14 protein-coding genes are annotated in these 14862 nt (G+C 67.4%); 8 read left to right on the top strand and 6 right to left on the bottom strand.

From position 1 onward, the window contains the following. Nucleotides 1–9 precede the first annotated feature (9 nt). The 5 genes from D106_RS0106505 to D106_RS0106485 all read right to left on the bottom strand — a co-directional run bounded on the left by D106_RS0106505 (nucleotide 10) and on the right by D106_RS0106485 (nucleotide 4609). On the bottom strand, nucleotides 10–1356 hold the full coding sequence (locus D106_RS0106505; protein WP_018876286.1) for a sigma 54-interacting transcriptional regulator: 1347 nt from the start codon (nucleotides 1354–1356) through the stop codon (nucleotides 10–12). 368 nt (nucleotides 1357–1724) lie between these two features. After that, complete coding sequence (locus tag D106_RS0106500; RefSeq protein WP_018879578.1) at nucleotides 1725–2693, bottom strand: arsenic resistance protein; 969 nt, start codon at nucleotides 2691–2693, stop codon at nucleotides 1725–1727. A 33-nt stretch (nucleotides 2694–2726) separates the two neighbouring features. Beyond that, nucleotides 2727–3116, bottom strand: coding sequence for a hypothetical protein (locus D106_RS0106495; protein WP_018866018.1), 390 nt, complete (start codon nucleotides 3114–3116; stop codon nucleotides 2727–2729). Nucleotides 3117–3171: 55 nt separating this feature from the next. After that, the gene (locus D106_RS0106490) at nucleotides 3172–4062 is read right to left on the bottom strand and encodes an EamA family transporter (RefSeq protein ID WP_018866017.1); all 891 of its coding nucleotides are present in this window, start codon (nucleotides 4060–4062) and stop codon (nucleotides 3172–3174) included. A gap of 40 nt (nucleotides 4063–4102) precedes the next feature. Further along, nucleotides 4103–4609, bottom strand: coding sequence for a hypothetical protein (locus D106_RS0106485; protein ID WP_018877676.1), 507 nt, complete (start codon nucleotides 4607–4609; stop codon nucleotides 4103–4105). 124 nt (nucleotides 4610–4733) lie between these two features. Here D106_RS0106485 and D106_RS0106480 point away from each other — a divergent pair, with 124 nt between their 5' ends. The 6 genes from D106_RS0106480 to D106_RS0106455 all read left to right on the top strand — a co-directional run bounded on the left by D106_RS0106480 (nucleotide 4734) and on the right by D106_RS0106455 (nucleotide 11040). Next, nucleotides 4734–5612: a decaprenyl-phosphate phosphoribosyltransferase gene (locus tag D106_RS0106480; RefSeq protein ID WP_018866015.1), complete on the top strand. Its 879-nt coding sequence runs from the start codon at nucleotides 4734–4736 to the stop codon at nucleotides 5610–5612. Beyond that, a complete protein-coding gene (locus D106_RS0106475) occupies nucleotides 5609–6583 on the top strand; it encodes a lysylphosphatidylglycerol synthase transmembrane domain-containing protein (RefSeq protein ID WP_018879577.1) in 975 nt (324 codons plus the stop codon). Before D106_RS0106480 ends, D106_RS0106475 begins: the two co-directional genes overlap by 4 nt. A 201-nt stretch (nucleotides 6584–6784) precedes the next feature. Further along, nucleotides 6785–8086, top strand: coding sequence for an FAD-binding oxidoreductase (locus D106_RS0106470; RefSeq protein WP_018879576.1), 1302 nt, complete (start codon nucleotides 6785–6787; stop codon nucleotides 8084–8086). Nucleotides 8087–8091: 5 nt separating this feature from the next. Continuing rightward, the gene (locus D106_RS0106465) at nucleotides 8092–8844 is read left to right on the top strand and encodes an SDR family oxidoreductase (protein ID WP_018879575.1); all 753 of its coding nucleotides are present in this window, start codon (nucleotides 8092–8094) and stop codon (nucleotides 8842–8844) included. Between the two features lie 16 nt (nucleotides 8845–8860). Next, on the top strand, nucleotides 8861–9529 hold the full coding sequence (locus tag D106_RS0106460; protein ID WP_018879574.1) for an HAD-IB family hydrolase: 669 nt from the start codon (nucleotides 8861–8863) through the stop codon (nucleotides 9527–9529). Beyond that, complete coding sequence (locus D106_RS0106455; protein ID WP_026280603.1) at nucleotides 9526–11040, top strand: glycosyltransferase family 39 protein; 1515 nt, start codon at nucleotides 9526–9528, stop codon at nucleotides 11038–11040. Before D106_RS0106460 ends, D106_RS0106455 begins: the two co-directional genes overlap by 4 nt. Before the next feature lie 27 nt (nucleotides 11041–11067). Here the strand turns inward: D106_RS0106455 and D106_RS0106450 are convergent, their stop codons facing one another. Further along, a complete protein-coding gene (locus tag D106_RS0106450) occupies nucleotides 11068–12435 on the bottom strand; it encodes a sigma-54-dependent Fis family transcriptional regulator (protein ID WP_018879572.1) in 1368 nt (455 codons plus the stop codon). Nucleotides 12436–13162: 727 nt separating this feature from the next. On the opposite strand from D106_RS0106450, the gene D106_RS0106445 reads away from it, so the two are divergent. Next, nucleotides 13163–13477 carry a c-type cytochrome gene (locus tag D106_RS0106445; protein ID WP_018879571.1) on the top strand — a complete coding sequence of 105 codons (315 nt, stop codon included), beginning with the start codon at nucleotides 13163–13165 and terminating at the stop codon, nucleotides 13475–13477. A gap of 13 nt (nucleotides 13478–13490) precedes the next feature. Continuing rightward, complete coding sequence (locus tag D106_RS0106440) at nucleotides 13491–14786, top strand: FCSD flavin-binding domain-containing protein (RefSeq protein ID WP_026280602.1); 1296 nt, start codon at nucleotides 13491–13493, stop codon at nucleotides 14784–14786. Nucleotides 14787–14862: the final 76 nt, after the last annotated feature.

The raw sequence follows: 14862 nt of genomic DNA, 5'->3' as shown, positions 1-14862 counted from the left end.
ACCCGGGGTTCAGTGCTTGGACGGACGCATCCCGTACTTGTCGAGCAAGCGATAAAGCGTCACCCGCCCTACTCCCAGCTCGCGTGCGGCGCGCGACAGGTTGTTGTCGCACTGCCCCAGCGCCCGCATCACCGTCTCGCGTTCCGCGCGGGCACGGGCCTGCGCCAGCGTCTCCCGGCCGCTGCCCTCGAGCGGCGCCGCAAGCCCCAGATCCTCCGGCCGGATCAGGCGCCCGTCCGCCATGGTCACGGCCCGCTGAATACGGTTGACCAGCTCCCGGACATTGCCCGGCCAGCGATGGCTGTAGAGCGCCTGGATGGCCGCGCGGGTAAATCCGCGCAGACGCGGGTTCTGGCCACGAAACCGGTCGAAGTAGAAATGGGCCAGCTCCACCAGGTCGGCCCCACGCTCCCGCAACGGGGGCACGTCCAGCTGAATCACATTCAGGCGGTAGTAGAGGTCTTCCCGGAATCGCCCGGCCTCTACGGCCTTGAACAGATCGACATGGGTCGCGGCCAGGACACGCACATCCACCTGGATCGGCTGCAGGCCACCCAGACGCAGCAGCGTCCCCTCTTGCAGGAAACGCAGCAGATTCACCTGCAGGTCGAGCCCCAGATCCCCGATCTCGTCCAGCAGCAGGGTCCCGCCATGGGCCAGCTCGAGCTGACCGATCTTGCGGCGGGTCGCTCCGGTGAATGCGCCGGCCTCGTGACCGAACAGTTCGGACTGGATCAACTGCGCCGGTAACGCCCCGCAGTTGACCGCGACAAACGGACCCTCGCTGCGCCGCGACTGACGGTGCACCGTGCGAGCCGCAAGCTCTTTTCCGGTTCCACTTTCGCCCTGGAAGAGGACCGGCGCGTCCGATCCCGCGACCCGGCTCAATTGCCGCGCAAGGGCCTGCATCGGAGCGCTGTGGCCGATAATGGGTCGGCCTTCATCCCCCGATGGCAGGCCGGCGGCGGGCTCCGCGGGTGTCTCCAGAACGGCCATCCCGCAGGCGCGGCCCAGGGTCACTTCCAGGCGGGCCTGATCCAGCGGCCGGGTATGGAAGTCGTAGCAGCTGTCCCGGATCAGGTCGCGCAATTCCGGGCTCGGCAACAGCACCGGATCGACCAGGGCGATCCACTTCACGTGCTGGTGTGCGTGGACGAAGTCGACGAGCTGCGATGGCAGGGAGCGTCCCAGATCCAGAAGGCCGACCCGAACCCCGCCCAGATCGGGCCAGGGCCGGGGCATCGGGAACGTCAGGCGGCGCAGATGCCAGGCACTCGAAAGCTGCGGCACGGGAGTCCCGGGATGCCCGCCCATGTCCAGCCAGGCGACTTCACGGGGTGTGTCCGAGGAACACATCCGGTAGATCTCCGCACCAAAGTCCCGCGCGTCTCCTTCAGCGACGAGGATCCCGCTGCGCCTTACGGGCCACAAGGCCCCGTTGATCTTTCCTGATCCGGACATGGTCTTCCCCGCGTGTCCGAAAAAATCCCTGGCTCCCCGGTCCCGGAGAGACGCCCGTCACGTTTCGGAGTATAGGCCGGCATCGTCAAAAAACCGTGACAAACAGAAAACAGCAGGCCGCCGCCGCAGAAACCTGTCGAATTCACGACACCCGCGCCCTCGCCACGGCCGGCTCAACGCCTTCCCTCGGGCCGCGACGATCATCCAGACACAACCGGCATGGACCGCATGACGATGGCTTGCGGGCGGGCACACCCGCCCGATCAAGGCGCCGGCGCCCGGGCGGGAAACAGGTGCCGAGGGACCCACCACAGGTACAGGGCCATGCCGACCAACTCCACCAGCGACTGGAACACCACCACGACCACCGCCAACTCCAGTCCCTGCGGCAATGCCAGTGCGATCGGGAGCACAACGAAGGAGTTGCGCGATCCCAGGCTGAAGGCGAGCACCCGCCCCTGTGCGACCGGCAGGCCGAACGCTCGCGCCAGCGCCCGCGCCAGCAGCGCCGCAACCACCAGGAAACCGGAAAAGATCAGCAACAACGGCAGCAGGACACCGACCCCGTCGAGCACCGTCTGGACCTGGGATGCGGCGACGATCAGCACCACCAGGGCCAGCAGCGGCACCGGCAACCACCCCAGGCCGGCGATCACGCGCCCGCGACCGGGATCTTCCCCGGCCCAGCGTTCGGTCAGATACGCCAGAACCAGCGGGACCAGGATCAGGCCGGCAAAGGCCTTCAGCACGTCTCCGCCGGCCAGCACCAGGGTGAACTCGCCACCGAAGAGCCACCACAGGTAGAGCGGCAACAGGGCGAGCTGCAGCAACAGCGAAAGGGGAGAAAAGGCGATCGCCCGGCGCGTGTCACCCCCACCCAGATGGGTGAAAGTAATGAACCAGTCGGTGCACGGCACCAGCAGCACCAGCGCGATACCCAGCAGGACCGCCGGACCGCCCGGCGCGACCTGAAGGATCGCCCAGACCAGCAGCGGGATCACCACAAAATTACCGATCACCGCCGCCGCGAGCAGGCGCGGCTCGCGAAACGCCGCGCCCAGATGGTTTAGCGGCGTCTGCGTGAACGTGGCGTACAGCAACAGCCCCAGCACCGGCCAGAGCACGGCATCCAGCATCGCCCCGAACTCCGGCTCGGACAGGCCCAGACCGAGCCCCAGGGCAATGGCCACCAGATAGATCAGTACCTGGTATTGCTCCAGGCGCGCGCGCATTCGCCAACGCCGCTCAAGGGCGGCGTACAGGAACTACCAGAGCCAGGTCTCGGGCTGCTCGATGGCGCGGTTATCGTTGTTGGCCAGCAGGCCCTTGATGCAGCGCACCAGCAGCCAGATGATCAGGGCCAGGAAGATCAGGAAGCCGATGCCGATGGGCGTGGTGATGGCTCCGATCACGGCAAACAGCAACCCGATCCAGAAGGTGCGGATCTGATAGGTGAAGTGGGAGACGCTGACGCTATCGGCCTCGCCACGCTTCATATAAGCGATGATCAGGCCGGCGATCGCGGTGAGCGCGGTCAGGAAGCTCACCAGGTACAGCACGTACACCACGGTGACCATCGTAACGTCCTTGCGCGGCCCGGCTGCGGGCTCGCTGACGTCGCTGCGCACGACTTCCGGCTTGGGATCTTCGGACACCTGGCACCTCCTGTGGGTTGGGTCACGCCGCCAACTTAACAGACTTGCCGGTTCCCTACCCGGGCCCGCCGAGCACGATGAGGACGATGCCCGCCAGGGCGAAGACGAAACCGGTCAGTTGCACCCGCGACATGCGCTCGGCCTGGAAAAAACGCGCCATCAGCGCGGTCGGGGCCGGCGACAGCGCCCCGGCCACCGCGATGATCGACAGCAGGCCCATGCGCACGGCCACGACAAAGGCGAGCGTCGCCGCGGCCTGGAACAGACCGGCCAGCGACAGCAGCACCAGCGTGGAGCGGCTCATCCCGGTCTGCGGCCGGCGCACCAGCATCACCGCCAGCAGCGCCAGCGCGCCCACCGCCGAGGTCGCCACCACCGGCCACAGCGGCGAGCCCGCCTCGGCCTCGTTCAGGAACACGAAGACCAGCCCGAAGCAGACGCCGGCGATGGTCGCGTCCACCAGCCCGCGCACCGGGTGCGCCCCCCGGGCCAGCGCCATCAGGCCACGCACGGGCTCGTCCAGGCGGCGTGGACTCGCCTTGCGCGAACCGCCGGAGATCATCCCGATCGCGATCACGATAGCCGCGATCCCGGCCAGCGCCAGCGGGCCCGGCTGCTCGCCCATCACCAGCCCGACCAGCAGCGGCACCAGGGCCGAGATCACGCCGGTCACGGCGGCGACCAGGCCCATCGAGCCCTCAGCCAGGCCGTGGTAGTAGGCCAGCAGCCCGAGGGCCAGGGCGAGCCCCGAGGCCCCGCCCCAGATCAGGGCCTGGGTCCCGGGCAGGCCCGCCAGCGGGAGAGCGATCACCAGCAGGACGACGGTGGCCAGGATCTGCGAATAGCAGGCGACCACCAGCGCCGGGATGCGCCGGGAGGCCAGGCCGCCAAAGAAGTCGCCAGCGCCGAAGCCCAGGGCCGTCAGCAGGCCGAGGAAAAAGGCCATGTCAGCCCCGGCCCGGGCTCGGAAGCCTCATGCGCGTGGCTTACTCGCCGGCCTCGTCGAGCAGGTCCTTCAGGGCCTCTTCGCTCCCGGCATGGCCAACACCGGTCACCACGCCCTCGCCATCCAGCAGGACCACGGTCACCTGTTCGCGCTCGTGCGGCAGGAAGCCGGCATCGGCCTCGCTGGAGGTCACCACGATGGAGTAGTCCCGCGCCTGCATGCGCGGCAGGACCACGTTCTGCATCGGCTGCGGCGGCATCTCGTGGATGTCGGCGATGTAGACGATCCCCTCGCGCTCGGCGGGGCTCATCTCGCTCAGGACCGCGTTGGCGACGCCGGCCGGGGCCGCCTCGACGGTCTTCAGGATCACGCGGGCATTGCCCGGCAGCTCGACCGGGTTCCCGTGCTGGTCATTCAGGCTGCGCTCGGGAAACGGCTGGCCCTCGGCGAACTCGGGCTCCGGACCGCCCCCGGACATGCAGCCGGCCACCAGCCCGGCGGCGAGCAGCAGGGCGGCGGGCAGAAGGGATCGGGCAACAAGCGACATGGCAGTTCTCCTGCGGATCGAGACATGGGATCGAAACACACGCGGGTACGCGCGGCAGCGGCGCCGATGGTAACGCATCGAGCGCGTCAGTAGACTGCAACCACCTTCACGGACGACCGCCCGCATGCTGCATTCGCTGATCAAGCTGCTGCGCCCGCACCAGTACATCAAGAACGGTTTCGTGTTCCTCGGCGTGGTGTTCGCGCACGAGTGGGGCGAACCCGGGACGGTGCTCGCCGCCAGCGTCACGTTCCTCGCATTCTGCGCGATCGCCAGCGCGGTCTACGTGCTGAACGACATCGTCGACGTCGAGGCCGACCGCCGCCACCCGACCAAGCGCGAACGCCCGATCGCCAGCGGCGCGATCGCGATCTCCACCGCCTGGGCGATCTTCGCCACCGCGGTCATTGTCGCGCTGGTCCTCGCGGCGCTGGTCAGCACCTGGGTGATCGCGCTGATCCTGACCTACCTGGTGCTGAACGTGGCCTATTCCTGGTCGCTCAAGCACATCGTGATCCTCGACGTGTTCAGCATCGCCGCCGGGTTCATGCTGCGCATCCTGGCCGGCACCCTTGGCCTGGGCATCGAGCCCTCGCAATGGCTGCTGCTGTGCGGGCTGATGCTGACGCTGTTCCTGGGCTTCGCCAAGCGGCGCGCGGAGCTCGCCGATGGCGCCATCGAACACACCCCGGATCAGGACGGGACGCGGCGCGTGCTGCACGACTACAGCGTCAGTCTCCTGGATCAGTTCATCGCCATCAGCGCCGCCTGCACCGTGCTCGCCTACGGGCTCTACACGGTCAGCGCCGAGACCATCGCGCTGCATGGCACGGATGGGCTGATCTACACCCTGCCGTTCGTGATCTACGGCATCTTCCGCTACCTGTTCCTGCTGCACGCGCGCGGCGCCGGCAACGACACCTCGCGCGACCTGGTCACCGACCCGCACCTGCTGGCCACGGTCGCGGTATGGATGGGTGTGACCCTCGCCGTACTCGCATGAATGCGGTCCTGCTCTCCGGCTGGCGCCTGCGCGCGGTGATGCTCTCGATCATCGTTGCCGTCGCGCTGTACCTCGGGGTCATGCTGTGGGCGGGGGCAGACGAGGTCTGGCGTGCCCTGAAGCTGGTGGGCGTCGGCGGCGTCCTGCTGGCCCTGGGGCTGTCGCTGGTGAACTACAGCCTGCGCTTCACCCGCTGGCAACTCTACCTGCGCACCCTGGGCCATGCCATCCCGACGCGCGCCAGCCTGCATATCTATGTGGCCGGCTTCGCCCTGACCACCACGCCCGGCAAGGCCGGCGAGGCCCTGCGCGGGGTGCTGCTGAAGCGCCGCCGGGTGCCCTACCCGGACAGCTTCGCCGCCTTCGTCTCCGAGCGCCTGTCCGACCTGATCGCGGTCGTGCTGCTGTCCCTGTTAGGCCTGACCCTGGTGGCCCAGGGCACCTGGCTGATCGCAGCCGGCGCGGCCCTCATCCTGGCGGCACTGATCGTGCTGTCCTGGCGGCGGCCGCTGGCCTGGCTGCAGCGCATCAGCGACCGCCCGGGCCAGCGTCTGTGGCGCAGCCTGCACCATGTCGCCACGATCCTGCTGCAGGCACGGCGCTGCCACCGCCCGGCCCTGCTGGCCGCGGCCACTGCCCTCAGCGTCATCGCGTGGAGCGCCGAGGCCCTCGCCTTCTGGTGGATCCTCAACGCCATGGGCTTCGAGGCCGGCTTCGCCTTTGCCGCTTTCGTCTTCGCCCTGGCCATGCTGGCCGGCGCGCTGAGCTTCCTGCCCGGGGGACTGGGCGGTACCGAGGCGGTGATGGTCGCCCTGCTGCTGTGGGCCGACATGCCGCCGGCCGACGCCATCGCGGCGACCATGCTGATCCGCTTCACCACCCTCTGGTTCGCGGTGATCCTGGGCCTGATCGCGCTGGCCACCAACCCCGAGGCGCGCGGCCACGAACACCCGGTGCAACCCCATGCGTAACGGTTCCTTTGTAGGAGGCCAGCCCCCTGGCCGATTGGGCGTGCGGTCGAGCTGTACCCGAGGGAATGTCGCACCCCCGGCAACCGGGGGCCTGCGGATGCGTGGACGCCCGCGCATTCACGCGCAGAGGATATTAGCTGCGCCCAATCGGCCAGGGGGCTGGCCTCCTGCAGGGGATCGCAACGACGAGGTGGGCGGGTGATGACTGCCAGCTGGAACCGCATCCCGCGGGTCGAACATGCCGCCGAAGTCGAGCTTGCTCACCGCGGCCGGCCGCTTCCCCCGGGCACGCCTCGCCCCCTGCTCGCCCACGGCCTCGGGCGCAGCTATGGCGACGTCTGCCTGAACCCGGGGGCCACCCTGCTGCATACGCCGGGGCTGGATCGCTTCGTGGCCTTCGACGCCACCACGGGACGGATCACCGCGGAGGCCGGACTGTCGCTGGATGCCCTGCTGCGCTTTGCGGTGCCGCGCGGCTGGTTCCCGCCGGTGGTGCCGGGTACCCGTTTTGTCACCCTCGGCGGCGCGGTGGCCAACGACGTGCACGGCAAGAACCATCACCAGGCTGGCACCTTCGGCGACCACGTACTCGGGCTGACCCTGCGCCGTTCCAACGGCCAGGTCCTGGAGGTCACCCGCGAGGCCAGCCCCGACTGGTTCGCCGCAACCGTGGGGGGGCTGGGCCTGACCGGACTGATCGAGACCGTGACCCTGCAGTTGATGCCGGTGCGCTCCGGCTGGATGCGCGCCTGGTCGCAGCGCTTCGACTCGCTGGATGCGTTCTGGGAGCTGAATGCGCAGGCCGAGCGCGAGTGGCCCTACACCGTCGCCTGGATCGACTGCCTGAACCCGGGCCCGAACGGCCGCGTCGGGCGTGGCATCTACGGCGCGGCACGCCACGCGGCCACCGCGCCTGTGCGCGGGGACTACCGCGAACGCCGGCGCAGCATCCCGCTGGACCCGCCCGTCTCGCTGGTCAACCGCCTGTCGCTGCGCGCCTTCAACCACCTCTATTACCGCCAGCCGGTGCACGCGACACCCCGTGCCGTGCACCACCAGCCCTGGCTGTTCCCGCTGGATGCGATCCGCCACTGGAACCGCATCTACGGGCACCAGGGCTTCTACCAGTACCAGTGCGTCCTGCCCCCGCATGCCGCACGGGACGGCGTGCAGGCCCTGCTGGATGCCATCGCCGCCAGCGGCCAGGGGTCGTTTCTCGCGGTGCTCAAGACCTTCGGCGACCGGCCCGCGCCGGGCATGCTGTCCTTTCCCCGCCCGGGTGCCACCCTCGCGCTGGACTTCCCGGAAAAGGGTCGCGACACCGCGCGCCTGTTCGCGCGCCTGGACGCCATCGTGCAGGAGGCCGGCGGTGCCCTGTACCCTGCGAAGGACGCGCGCATGCCGGCCGAAGTCTTCCGCCAGGGGTTCCCCGGCTGGGAGGCCTTCGCCGAGTATGTGGACCCCGAATTCTCCTCCGGCTTCTGGCGCAGGGTGACCGCATGAACCCGATGAACAACGTTGTCCTCTTTGGTGCCACCTCGGCCATTGCCTCCGCGGTGGCGCGGGAGCTGGTAGACACCGGCGCCCGGCTGTTCTGCGTGGCCCGCGACGGCGACGCCCTGGAGGCCCTGCTGGCCGACCTGCGGGTGCGCGCCGACGACCCGGAGGGCACCCGCATCCTCGGGGCCCGCGCCGATCTGGCCGATATCGACGGGCACGCGGCGCTGTGGCAGCAGGCGCAGGAGGCCCTGGGCGAGGTGGACAGCGTACTGCTGGCCTGGGGCACCCTGCCGGACCAGGCGGCCTGCAACGCCTCGGTGGACGCGACCCTGCAGGCGATCCACGTCAACGGCACCAGTGCCATCGCCCTGCTCGCGCTGATTGCCCCGGACTTCGAGGCCCGGGGCCGCGGCGTTATCGCCGCCATCGGCTCGGTCGCCGGGGATCGCGGGCGCCAGAGCAACTACGCCTACGGCACCGCCAAGGGCATGCTCGCGATCTACCTCCAGGGGCTGCGCAACCGCCTGTTCTTCAGCGGCGTGGACGTGGTCACGCTCAAGCCCGGCTTCGTGCGCACCCCGATGACCGAGGGCCTCAACCGCGCCGGCGCCCTGTGGGCCGAACCGGAAACGGTGGCCCGCGGCATCGTCCGTGCCATGCGCCGCGGCCGCGACGTCGCCTACCTGCCCGGCAAGTGGTGGGTGATCATGACCATCATCCGCCTGATCCCCGAATACCTGTTCAAGCGCCTGAAGCTGTAACCCTGAAGCCATAACGATGAACCGGAATGACACGCGGCCGATCGTGCTGTTCGACTTCGACGGCACCCTGACCCGGCGCGACAGCCTGTTCCCCTTCCTGCGCCACGCACTGGGGACAGCGGCCTTCCTGCGCCGGCTGCCGGACTGCCTCCCGGCGCTGATTGGCCTGGCACTGAAGCGGCTGTCCCATCAGGACGCGAAGGAGGCGGTGCTGACCCGTATGCTGGCCGGCGAGACCCTCGCCCACCTGCAGGCCAGGGGCCGTGAATTCGCCGATCGCGGCCTGGACCGCCTGCTGCGCCCGGCCGGGATGCGCGCCCTGCGGGCCCATCGAGATGCAGGCCATGACTGCGTACTGGTCTCCGCCTCGCTGGATGTCTGGCTGCAACCGTGGGCCGAGCGCTACGGGCTCACCGGCGTGGTCAGCTCGCGCCTCGCGGTGGATGACGCCGGTCGCGTCACCGGGCGCCTGGACGGCACCAACTGCCGGGGCGCCGCCAAGCCGGCGGCGGTCGCCGCCTGGCTGGCCACCCTGCCCCCGGACGAACCGGTCGATCTGGTCGCGGCCTACGGCGACAGCGCAGCTGACCAGCCGCTGCTGGCGATGGCCGGCAGCGGTTACCGCCTGCGCCGGGGCCGCTTCCGGCGTGTCCACGGGCCGTCGGTAGAGGGGGCCCCCGAGTGAACCCGACAACCACAACCTGGCCCTGGCTCGCCCGTCACTACGGCGCGATTATGCTGGCCGTGCTGCTGGTCAAGATCGGCATGGCCTGGGCCCTGCCGATCACCGGGGACGAGGCCTATTTCCTGATCTGGGGACAGAACCCGGATCTCGGCTACTACGACCACCCGCCGATGATCGGCTGGTGGCTGGGCGCCATCCTGCCCCTGTCGGAGCACCCGCTGGCCATCCGTGCCCTGGGTATTTTCGTCTCCATGGCACCGGCGCTCGCGATCTTCCTCTGGTGGCGGCATACCGATCCAGTCCGCGCGCGCCTTGTGTCGCTGCTGGCGCTGTTCATGCCGCTGTTCTTCATCGCGGTGATCACCGCGACGGACACCCCGCTGATCCTGTTCAGCCTGCTGGCTACCGGCCTTGCCTGGCAGGCCCTGCGCACCGGCGCCGCGCACTGGTTCCTGCTCGCCGGCCTGGCCCTGGGGCTGGCGTTCCTGTCCAAGTACTTCGCGGTCCTGCTGGGGATTGCACTGGGGCTGCATATCCTGCTGTTCGCGCGGCAGCACTGGCGCGGCCTCCTGCTGATCATCCTCGGCGTGGTGCCGGCGGTGGCGCTCAATCTGTACTGGAACTGGGGCAACTGCTGGTACAACGTGATGTTCAACATCGTGAACCGGCACGGCGACGGCGGCTTCGACCCCGGCAACTGGCTGACCTACGCAATCCTGCTGGTCTACCTGTTTACGCCCTGGCTGCTGTGGTTCTACGCGCGTCAGTGGCGGGCCCTGGCTGCCGGCATCCGCACGCACCAACTGGGCGTGTTCCTGTCCGCCGGACTGATCCCGCTGATCCTGTTTGCCCTGCTCGCCCCGTTCAAGAGCATCGGGCTGCACTGGCTGGCCGCCTTCGCCCCGTTCCTGCTGCTGCCGGCGCTGTTCCTGAGTGTGCGCGCACTGACCATCAGCGTCTGGCTCTCCGGGGCCCTCGCCGTGCTGCATGCGATCGCGATCCTGACCCTCGCGCTGATGCCCGTGGAATGGCTGAAGGGCCAGGACCGCTACGCCGATGCGGTGTTCTACCTCACCCCAGAGTCGGTGGCCGAGGTGGTCAACGAATACGAAGCGGAGTGGCACATCTTCACCCGCAGCTACTCGCGCTCGGCGGTGCTCGCCTACTACGCCGGGCGCGAGGTCGGCGTGTTCGGCCCCGGGTCCCACTATGGCCGCCAGGACGACCTGCTGACCGACTTCCGCGCCCTCGATGGCGCCAACCTGCTCTACGTGCCCACCCGGGGCGAGCTGGACCCGGCGCACGTGGAGCCCTTCTTCGACGAGGTGCGCGTACGCGAAGTCACCATCCGCGGCGTCGAATGGACCCTCGCCGAAGGCCGCGGCTTCGACTACGCCGCCTACCACGACCAGGTCCTCCAACCGATACTCGAGCGCTACTACGACTTCCCGGCCTGGCTGCCGGAGGGCCGCTGCGCCTTCACCGACCGCTACACTCGCGAGACGGACTAAGCCCCCGGAAAACCGCTCCTGCAGGGCTCACGCCAGGTTGTAGCGATGCATCTTGCGCCAGAGGGTCGTGCGGTCCATCCCCAGTTCCCGAGCCGTCCGGGTTCGGTTACCAGCGTTCGCGATCAGGGCCTCGCGCAGGCGGCGGGCTTCCGCATCTTCCGAGGCACGAGCCAAGCTGTCTTCGGCAACCGCATCGGGCGGGCTCGTCGTGTCGGCACCTTCGCCATCATTCGACGGCAGGTTGGCGGCCGCCGACTGGATGCCGGAGGTTGCTTGCACCAGTGGATCGGACAGTTCGAAGTCACGAATCTCGCCGTTGCGTGAGCGCAGGCACATGCACTGGAAGGCATTCTCGAGCTCGCGAAAGTTTCCGGGCCACGAGTACGCCATCAGCTTGCTCCGCAGATCGGACGCGAGACGGACTTCATTGGCCGACTCGAACTCATCGAGCGCCTGCTGCAGGTCGAGAGGGCGCTCGCGCAGCGGCGGAAGGAAAACCGTCGCTACGGCAAGGCGGTAGAAGAGGTCGCTGCGAAACTCGCCAGAAGCAACAAGGGAACGCAGATCCTTGTTGGAAGCGGCCACGACGCGTACGTCAACGATCCGGGACTGATTCTCGCCGACCCGCTCGAAGGTGCCGTCCTGAACTGCTCGCAGCAGCTTGGCCTGCAGTTTCGGGCTCATCTCTCCGATCTCGTCCAGGAACAGCGTACCCCCATGGGCCGCCTCGAACCGCCCCTCGCGGTCGTTCACGGCTCCGGAGAAGGCCCCGCGAACGTGGCCGAACAGTTCCGACTCCAGGAGTTCTTCCGGGATGGCGGCGCAATTCACCTCGACGAAGGGTTTTCCCGCCCGCGGGCTGAGCCGATGCAGGGCGCGTGCGACGCGCGTCTTGCCGGTGCCGGACTCGCCCAGTATGACCACACGCACGTCACTGCCGGCCACCTTGCGGGCAAACGCGAGTGCCTTGCGGCATTCCCCGTCCAGCGAGCGCAGGGTATCCGTCGGCCAGGCCCGGGCCGTGGTCAGCGTCTCCGACTCTTCGCTACGCCGTCGCAGGGGTTGCAGGGTGATCAAGCGTAGCCGCTCGTCGCCCTGCATGCGCACCGACTGCTCGATCACGCGCAGCGGCAAGGACTCCCCGTCAAGGTCGACGGACAGCGTGAAATCCACGTTCGCCATGGGTCCGGCATGAGCGTTCGTACTCGCATCATCCAGCGCTTGGCGCAGATCGAGCGGCCCCAGGCGGGCCAAGGTGAGAGGGACGTTTTCCGGAAGGTTGAAGAGGGTATGGAAGGCAGGGTTACCGAAGACCACGTTGTCTTGATCATCGACGATGATGTGCGGGTCTCGACTGTGTCGAATGCAGATCTTCGCCAATTCCGTTCCGGTCATGTCGCCTCCCGCCCCACAAGACGTTGGTGGGGACCGGCGGGACGTTACATGCAGATTTTATTTCACCGCAACTATTTGCAGACATCTGTGAGGGACTTTGCCGGCTGCCGGATCAAGGCCCGATGCGTTGCACTGTTGCGGATCCATGTTGCGAAAGCGTTGCAACGAAAGTCCACGTAAAAAAAATACCTTATCAACGGAGACCCGCGGCCACGCACGCCTCTCGGTCAATGGCACACCAATTGCTGACTTCCCCGGAAGGATGATTCGTCCGCTGGCCGCCGTGTGTGCCCCCTCTCTCCAGGCTACGCGTCTTCCAGTGAATCGTCCGAACTATGGAGAGGGCCTGGAAGTGCCGTCGTAGCCGTTCTTCGCGGATGAATCGATGACCGGGCCCAAGGCGGTGCGGGCCGGAAGCCCGCTCCCTCCGGTCGAACGGAGGGCTGTTTGCCATGTTTGTTCTCCTTTCGGCCTGCTCCGTGGGAGCGGGCCTCTTTTGGAGAGCAGGATGGCTGCCAAGCCGAAATACAGGGCGCTTCGCCCGCGTTCCCGGGGGCCAGGGGGCCCACACCGGAAGCTCGGGCCACGTTCCCGGGATGCGCAACGAGCGGGCTTGATCCCGCCGGCGCGATAACGGTCCGGACCATGCAGCCGGATCCGAGGATGAAGGCAGTTATCGAAAGCTGTCGCCCAATGAATCAGCCATTCGATACAGAGGAGTCTGTTCATGAAGACGCGAACCTACATCGCGGGGTTTTTTTCCGCGCTCGTCCTGACCAGCGCGGCTCCAGCCGTGTCCGCCGATACCAGCGACGAGATCACCCGGGGCCAGTTGATGGCCGCTTCCTGTAAGGCCTGCCATAACGCGGCAGGTGCCAACGACGGCGTCACTAATTTGTCCACCCTTTCGGAAAACCTGATCGCCAGCCAGATGCGCGCGTTCCGGGATGACCAGCGCGATGGGACGATCATGAATCGTCACGCCAAGGGATACACCGATGAAGAAATCGACGCCATGGCAGCGCACTTCGGCCATCAATAACAGGGGATACATCATGAGTCATTTCACGCGACGCAGTTTTCTTAAGGTGGCCGGAATCACCGGGGCCGCGACATTCACTGGCATTGGCTGTGCGCCCAGCGATTCACAAGCATCCAACGGCGCCCATGTGGTAGTGGTCGGGGGCGGCTCTGGGGGAGCGACCGCCGCGAAATATCTGAAACAGTTTTCGCCGACCCTTCGAGTCACGCTGATCGAGCCCAACGCCACGTACTACACCTGTTACGGGAGCAATTGGGTCCTCAGTGGTTTTGCCTCGATGGACGACATCGCTCAGACCTACGACAGCCTGCGCGACAATCATGGCATCGAGGTGGTGGCGGACCGCGTGACGGCCGTCGACGCCGAGAACCGTCGCGTTCACTTGCAAGGCGGCGACCGGGTCAGCTACGACCGCCTGATCATGTCGCCCGGCATCGACTTCAACTACGATTCGGTAGAGGGAATCAGCGAATCCGATGCGGAAGCGATTCCCCATGCCTGGAAGGCTGGCGACCAGACCCGCCTGCTGCGCGATCAGCTAGAGGAAATGCCGAACGGCGGCGTGTTCGTAATGGTCGCGCCACCCAATCCTTTCCGCTGCCCCCCGGGACCCTACGAAAGGGTCTCGCTGATCGCACACTACTTCAAGCAACACAAGCCGCGGTCGAAGATCATCGTGCTTGACGCCAAGGACGGCTTCTCCAAACAAGGCCTGTTCGAAGAGGGCTGGGCAGAGCACTACGGTGACATGATCGAATGGCGCGCGGCATCCGAAGGCGGTCTGGTCGAAGCCGTGGATGTGGCCGAGAAAACGGCCCGCGCCGACAGCGGGTTCGAGCGCGTCAAGGCTGACGTCATGAATTTCATTCCTCGCCAGCGGGCCGGAAAAATCGTCCGTGACGCGGGGCTGGTCAACGACGAAGGCTGGGTACCGGTCAATCAGCAGACCTTCAAGACCGAGGCCGATGCCAATATCTACGTCCTGGGCGACGCCAGCGTGGCCGGCGCCATGCCGAAGTCCGGCCATTCAGCCAACAACCAGGGCAAGATCGTTGCGGCGGCGGTTGTCCGCGAATTGGCGGATCAGGAGCCGTTGAATCCTTCCTCGGCCAATACTTGCTATAGCTTGGTGACCCCGGACCACGGGATCAGCGTGGCTGCGGTATACCAGTACAAGGACGGAGCGCAGTCCGGCGTTGAAGGTGCCGGCGGCGTGAGTCCCTCCGGAGCCAGCGAAGAGTTCCGTGCCCGCGAAGCCGGATACACGCAAGGCTGGTACAACGGCATCACTGCGGACATCTGGGGCTAGCAAACCGCAAAGCATTGTGCTGGCGGCGTTTCAGCTTCAGCCGGGGACAAGCGACGCTTGTCCCCTTTTTTTGTGT

It is taken from the genome of Thioalkalivibrio sp. ALE9 (assembly GCF_000377445.1).
Taxonomy (GTDB): Bacteria; Pseudomonadota; Gammaproteobacteria; order Ectothiorhodospirales; family Ectothiorhodospiraceae; genus Thioalkalivibrio.
Note: the sequence above shows the minus strand (reverse complement) of the source record. Positions and strands in the feature narration are given on the sequence as shown.

Coding starts and splice junctions, on each gene's coding strand:
- D106_RS0106485 (WP_018877676.1), bottom strand. CDS start 4,609: ATGTCGCTTGTTGCCCGATCCCTTCTGCCCGCCGCCCTGCTGCTCGCC.
- D106_RS0106440 (WP_026280602.1), top strand. CDS start 13,491: ATGAGTCATTTCACGCGACGCAGTTTTCTTAAGGTGGCCGGAATCACC.
- D106_RS0106490 (WP_018866017.1), bottom strand. CDS start 4,062: ATGGCCTTTTTCCTCGGCCTGCTGACGGCCCTGGGCTTCGGCGCTGGC.
- D106_RS0106460 (WP_018879574.1), top strand. CDS start 8,861: ATGAACCGGAATGACACGCGGCCGATCGTGCTGTTCGACTTCGACGGC.
- D106_RS0106465 (WP_018879575.1), top strand. CDS start 8,092: ATGAACAACGTTGTCCTCTTTGGTGCCACCTCGGCCATTGCCTCCGCG.
- D106_RS0106480 (WP_018866015.1), top strand. CDS start 4,734: ATGCTGCATTCGCTGATCAAGCTGCTGCGCCCGCACCAGTACATCAAG.
- D106_RS0106475 (WP_018879577.1), top strand. CDS start 5,609: ATGAATGCGGTCCTGCTCTCCGGCTGGCGCCTGCGCGCGGTGATGCTC.
- D106_RS0106470 (WP_018879576.1), top strand. CDS start 6,785: ATGACTGCCAGCTGGAACCGCATCCCGCGGGTCGAACATGCCGCCGAA.
- D106_RS0106445 (WP_018879571.1), top strand. CDS start 13,163: ATGAAGACGCGAACCTACATCGCGGGGTTTTTTTCCGCGCTCGTCCTG.
- D106_RS0106500 (WP_018879578.1), bottom strand. CDS start 2,693: ATGCGCGCGCGCCTGGAGCAATACCAGGTACTGATCTATCTGGTGGCC.
- D106_RS0106505 (WP_018876286.1), bottom strand. CDS start 1,356: ATGTGTTCCTCGGACACACCCCGTGAAGTCGCCTGGCTGGACATGGGC.
- D106_RS0106450 (WP_018879572.1), bottom strand. CDS start 12,435: ATGACCGGAACGGAATTGGCGAAGATCTGCATTCGACACAGTCGAGAC.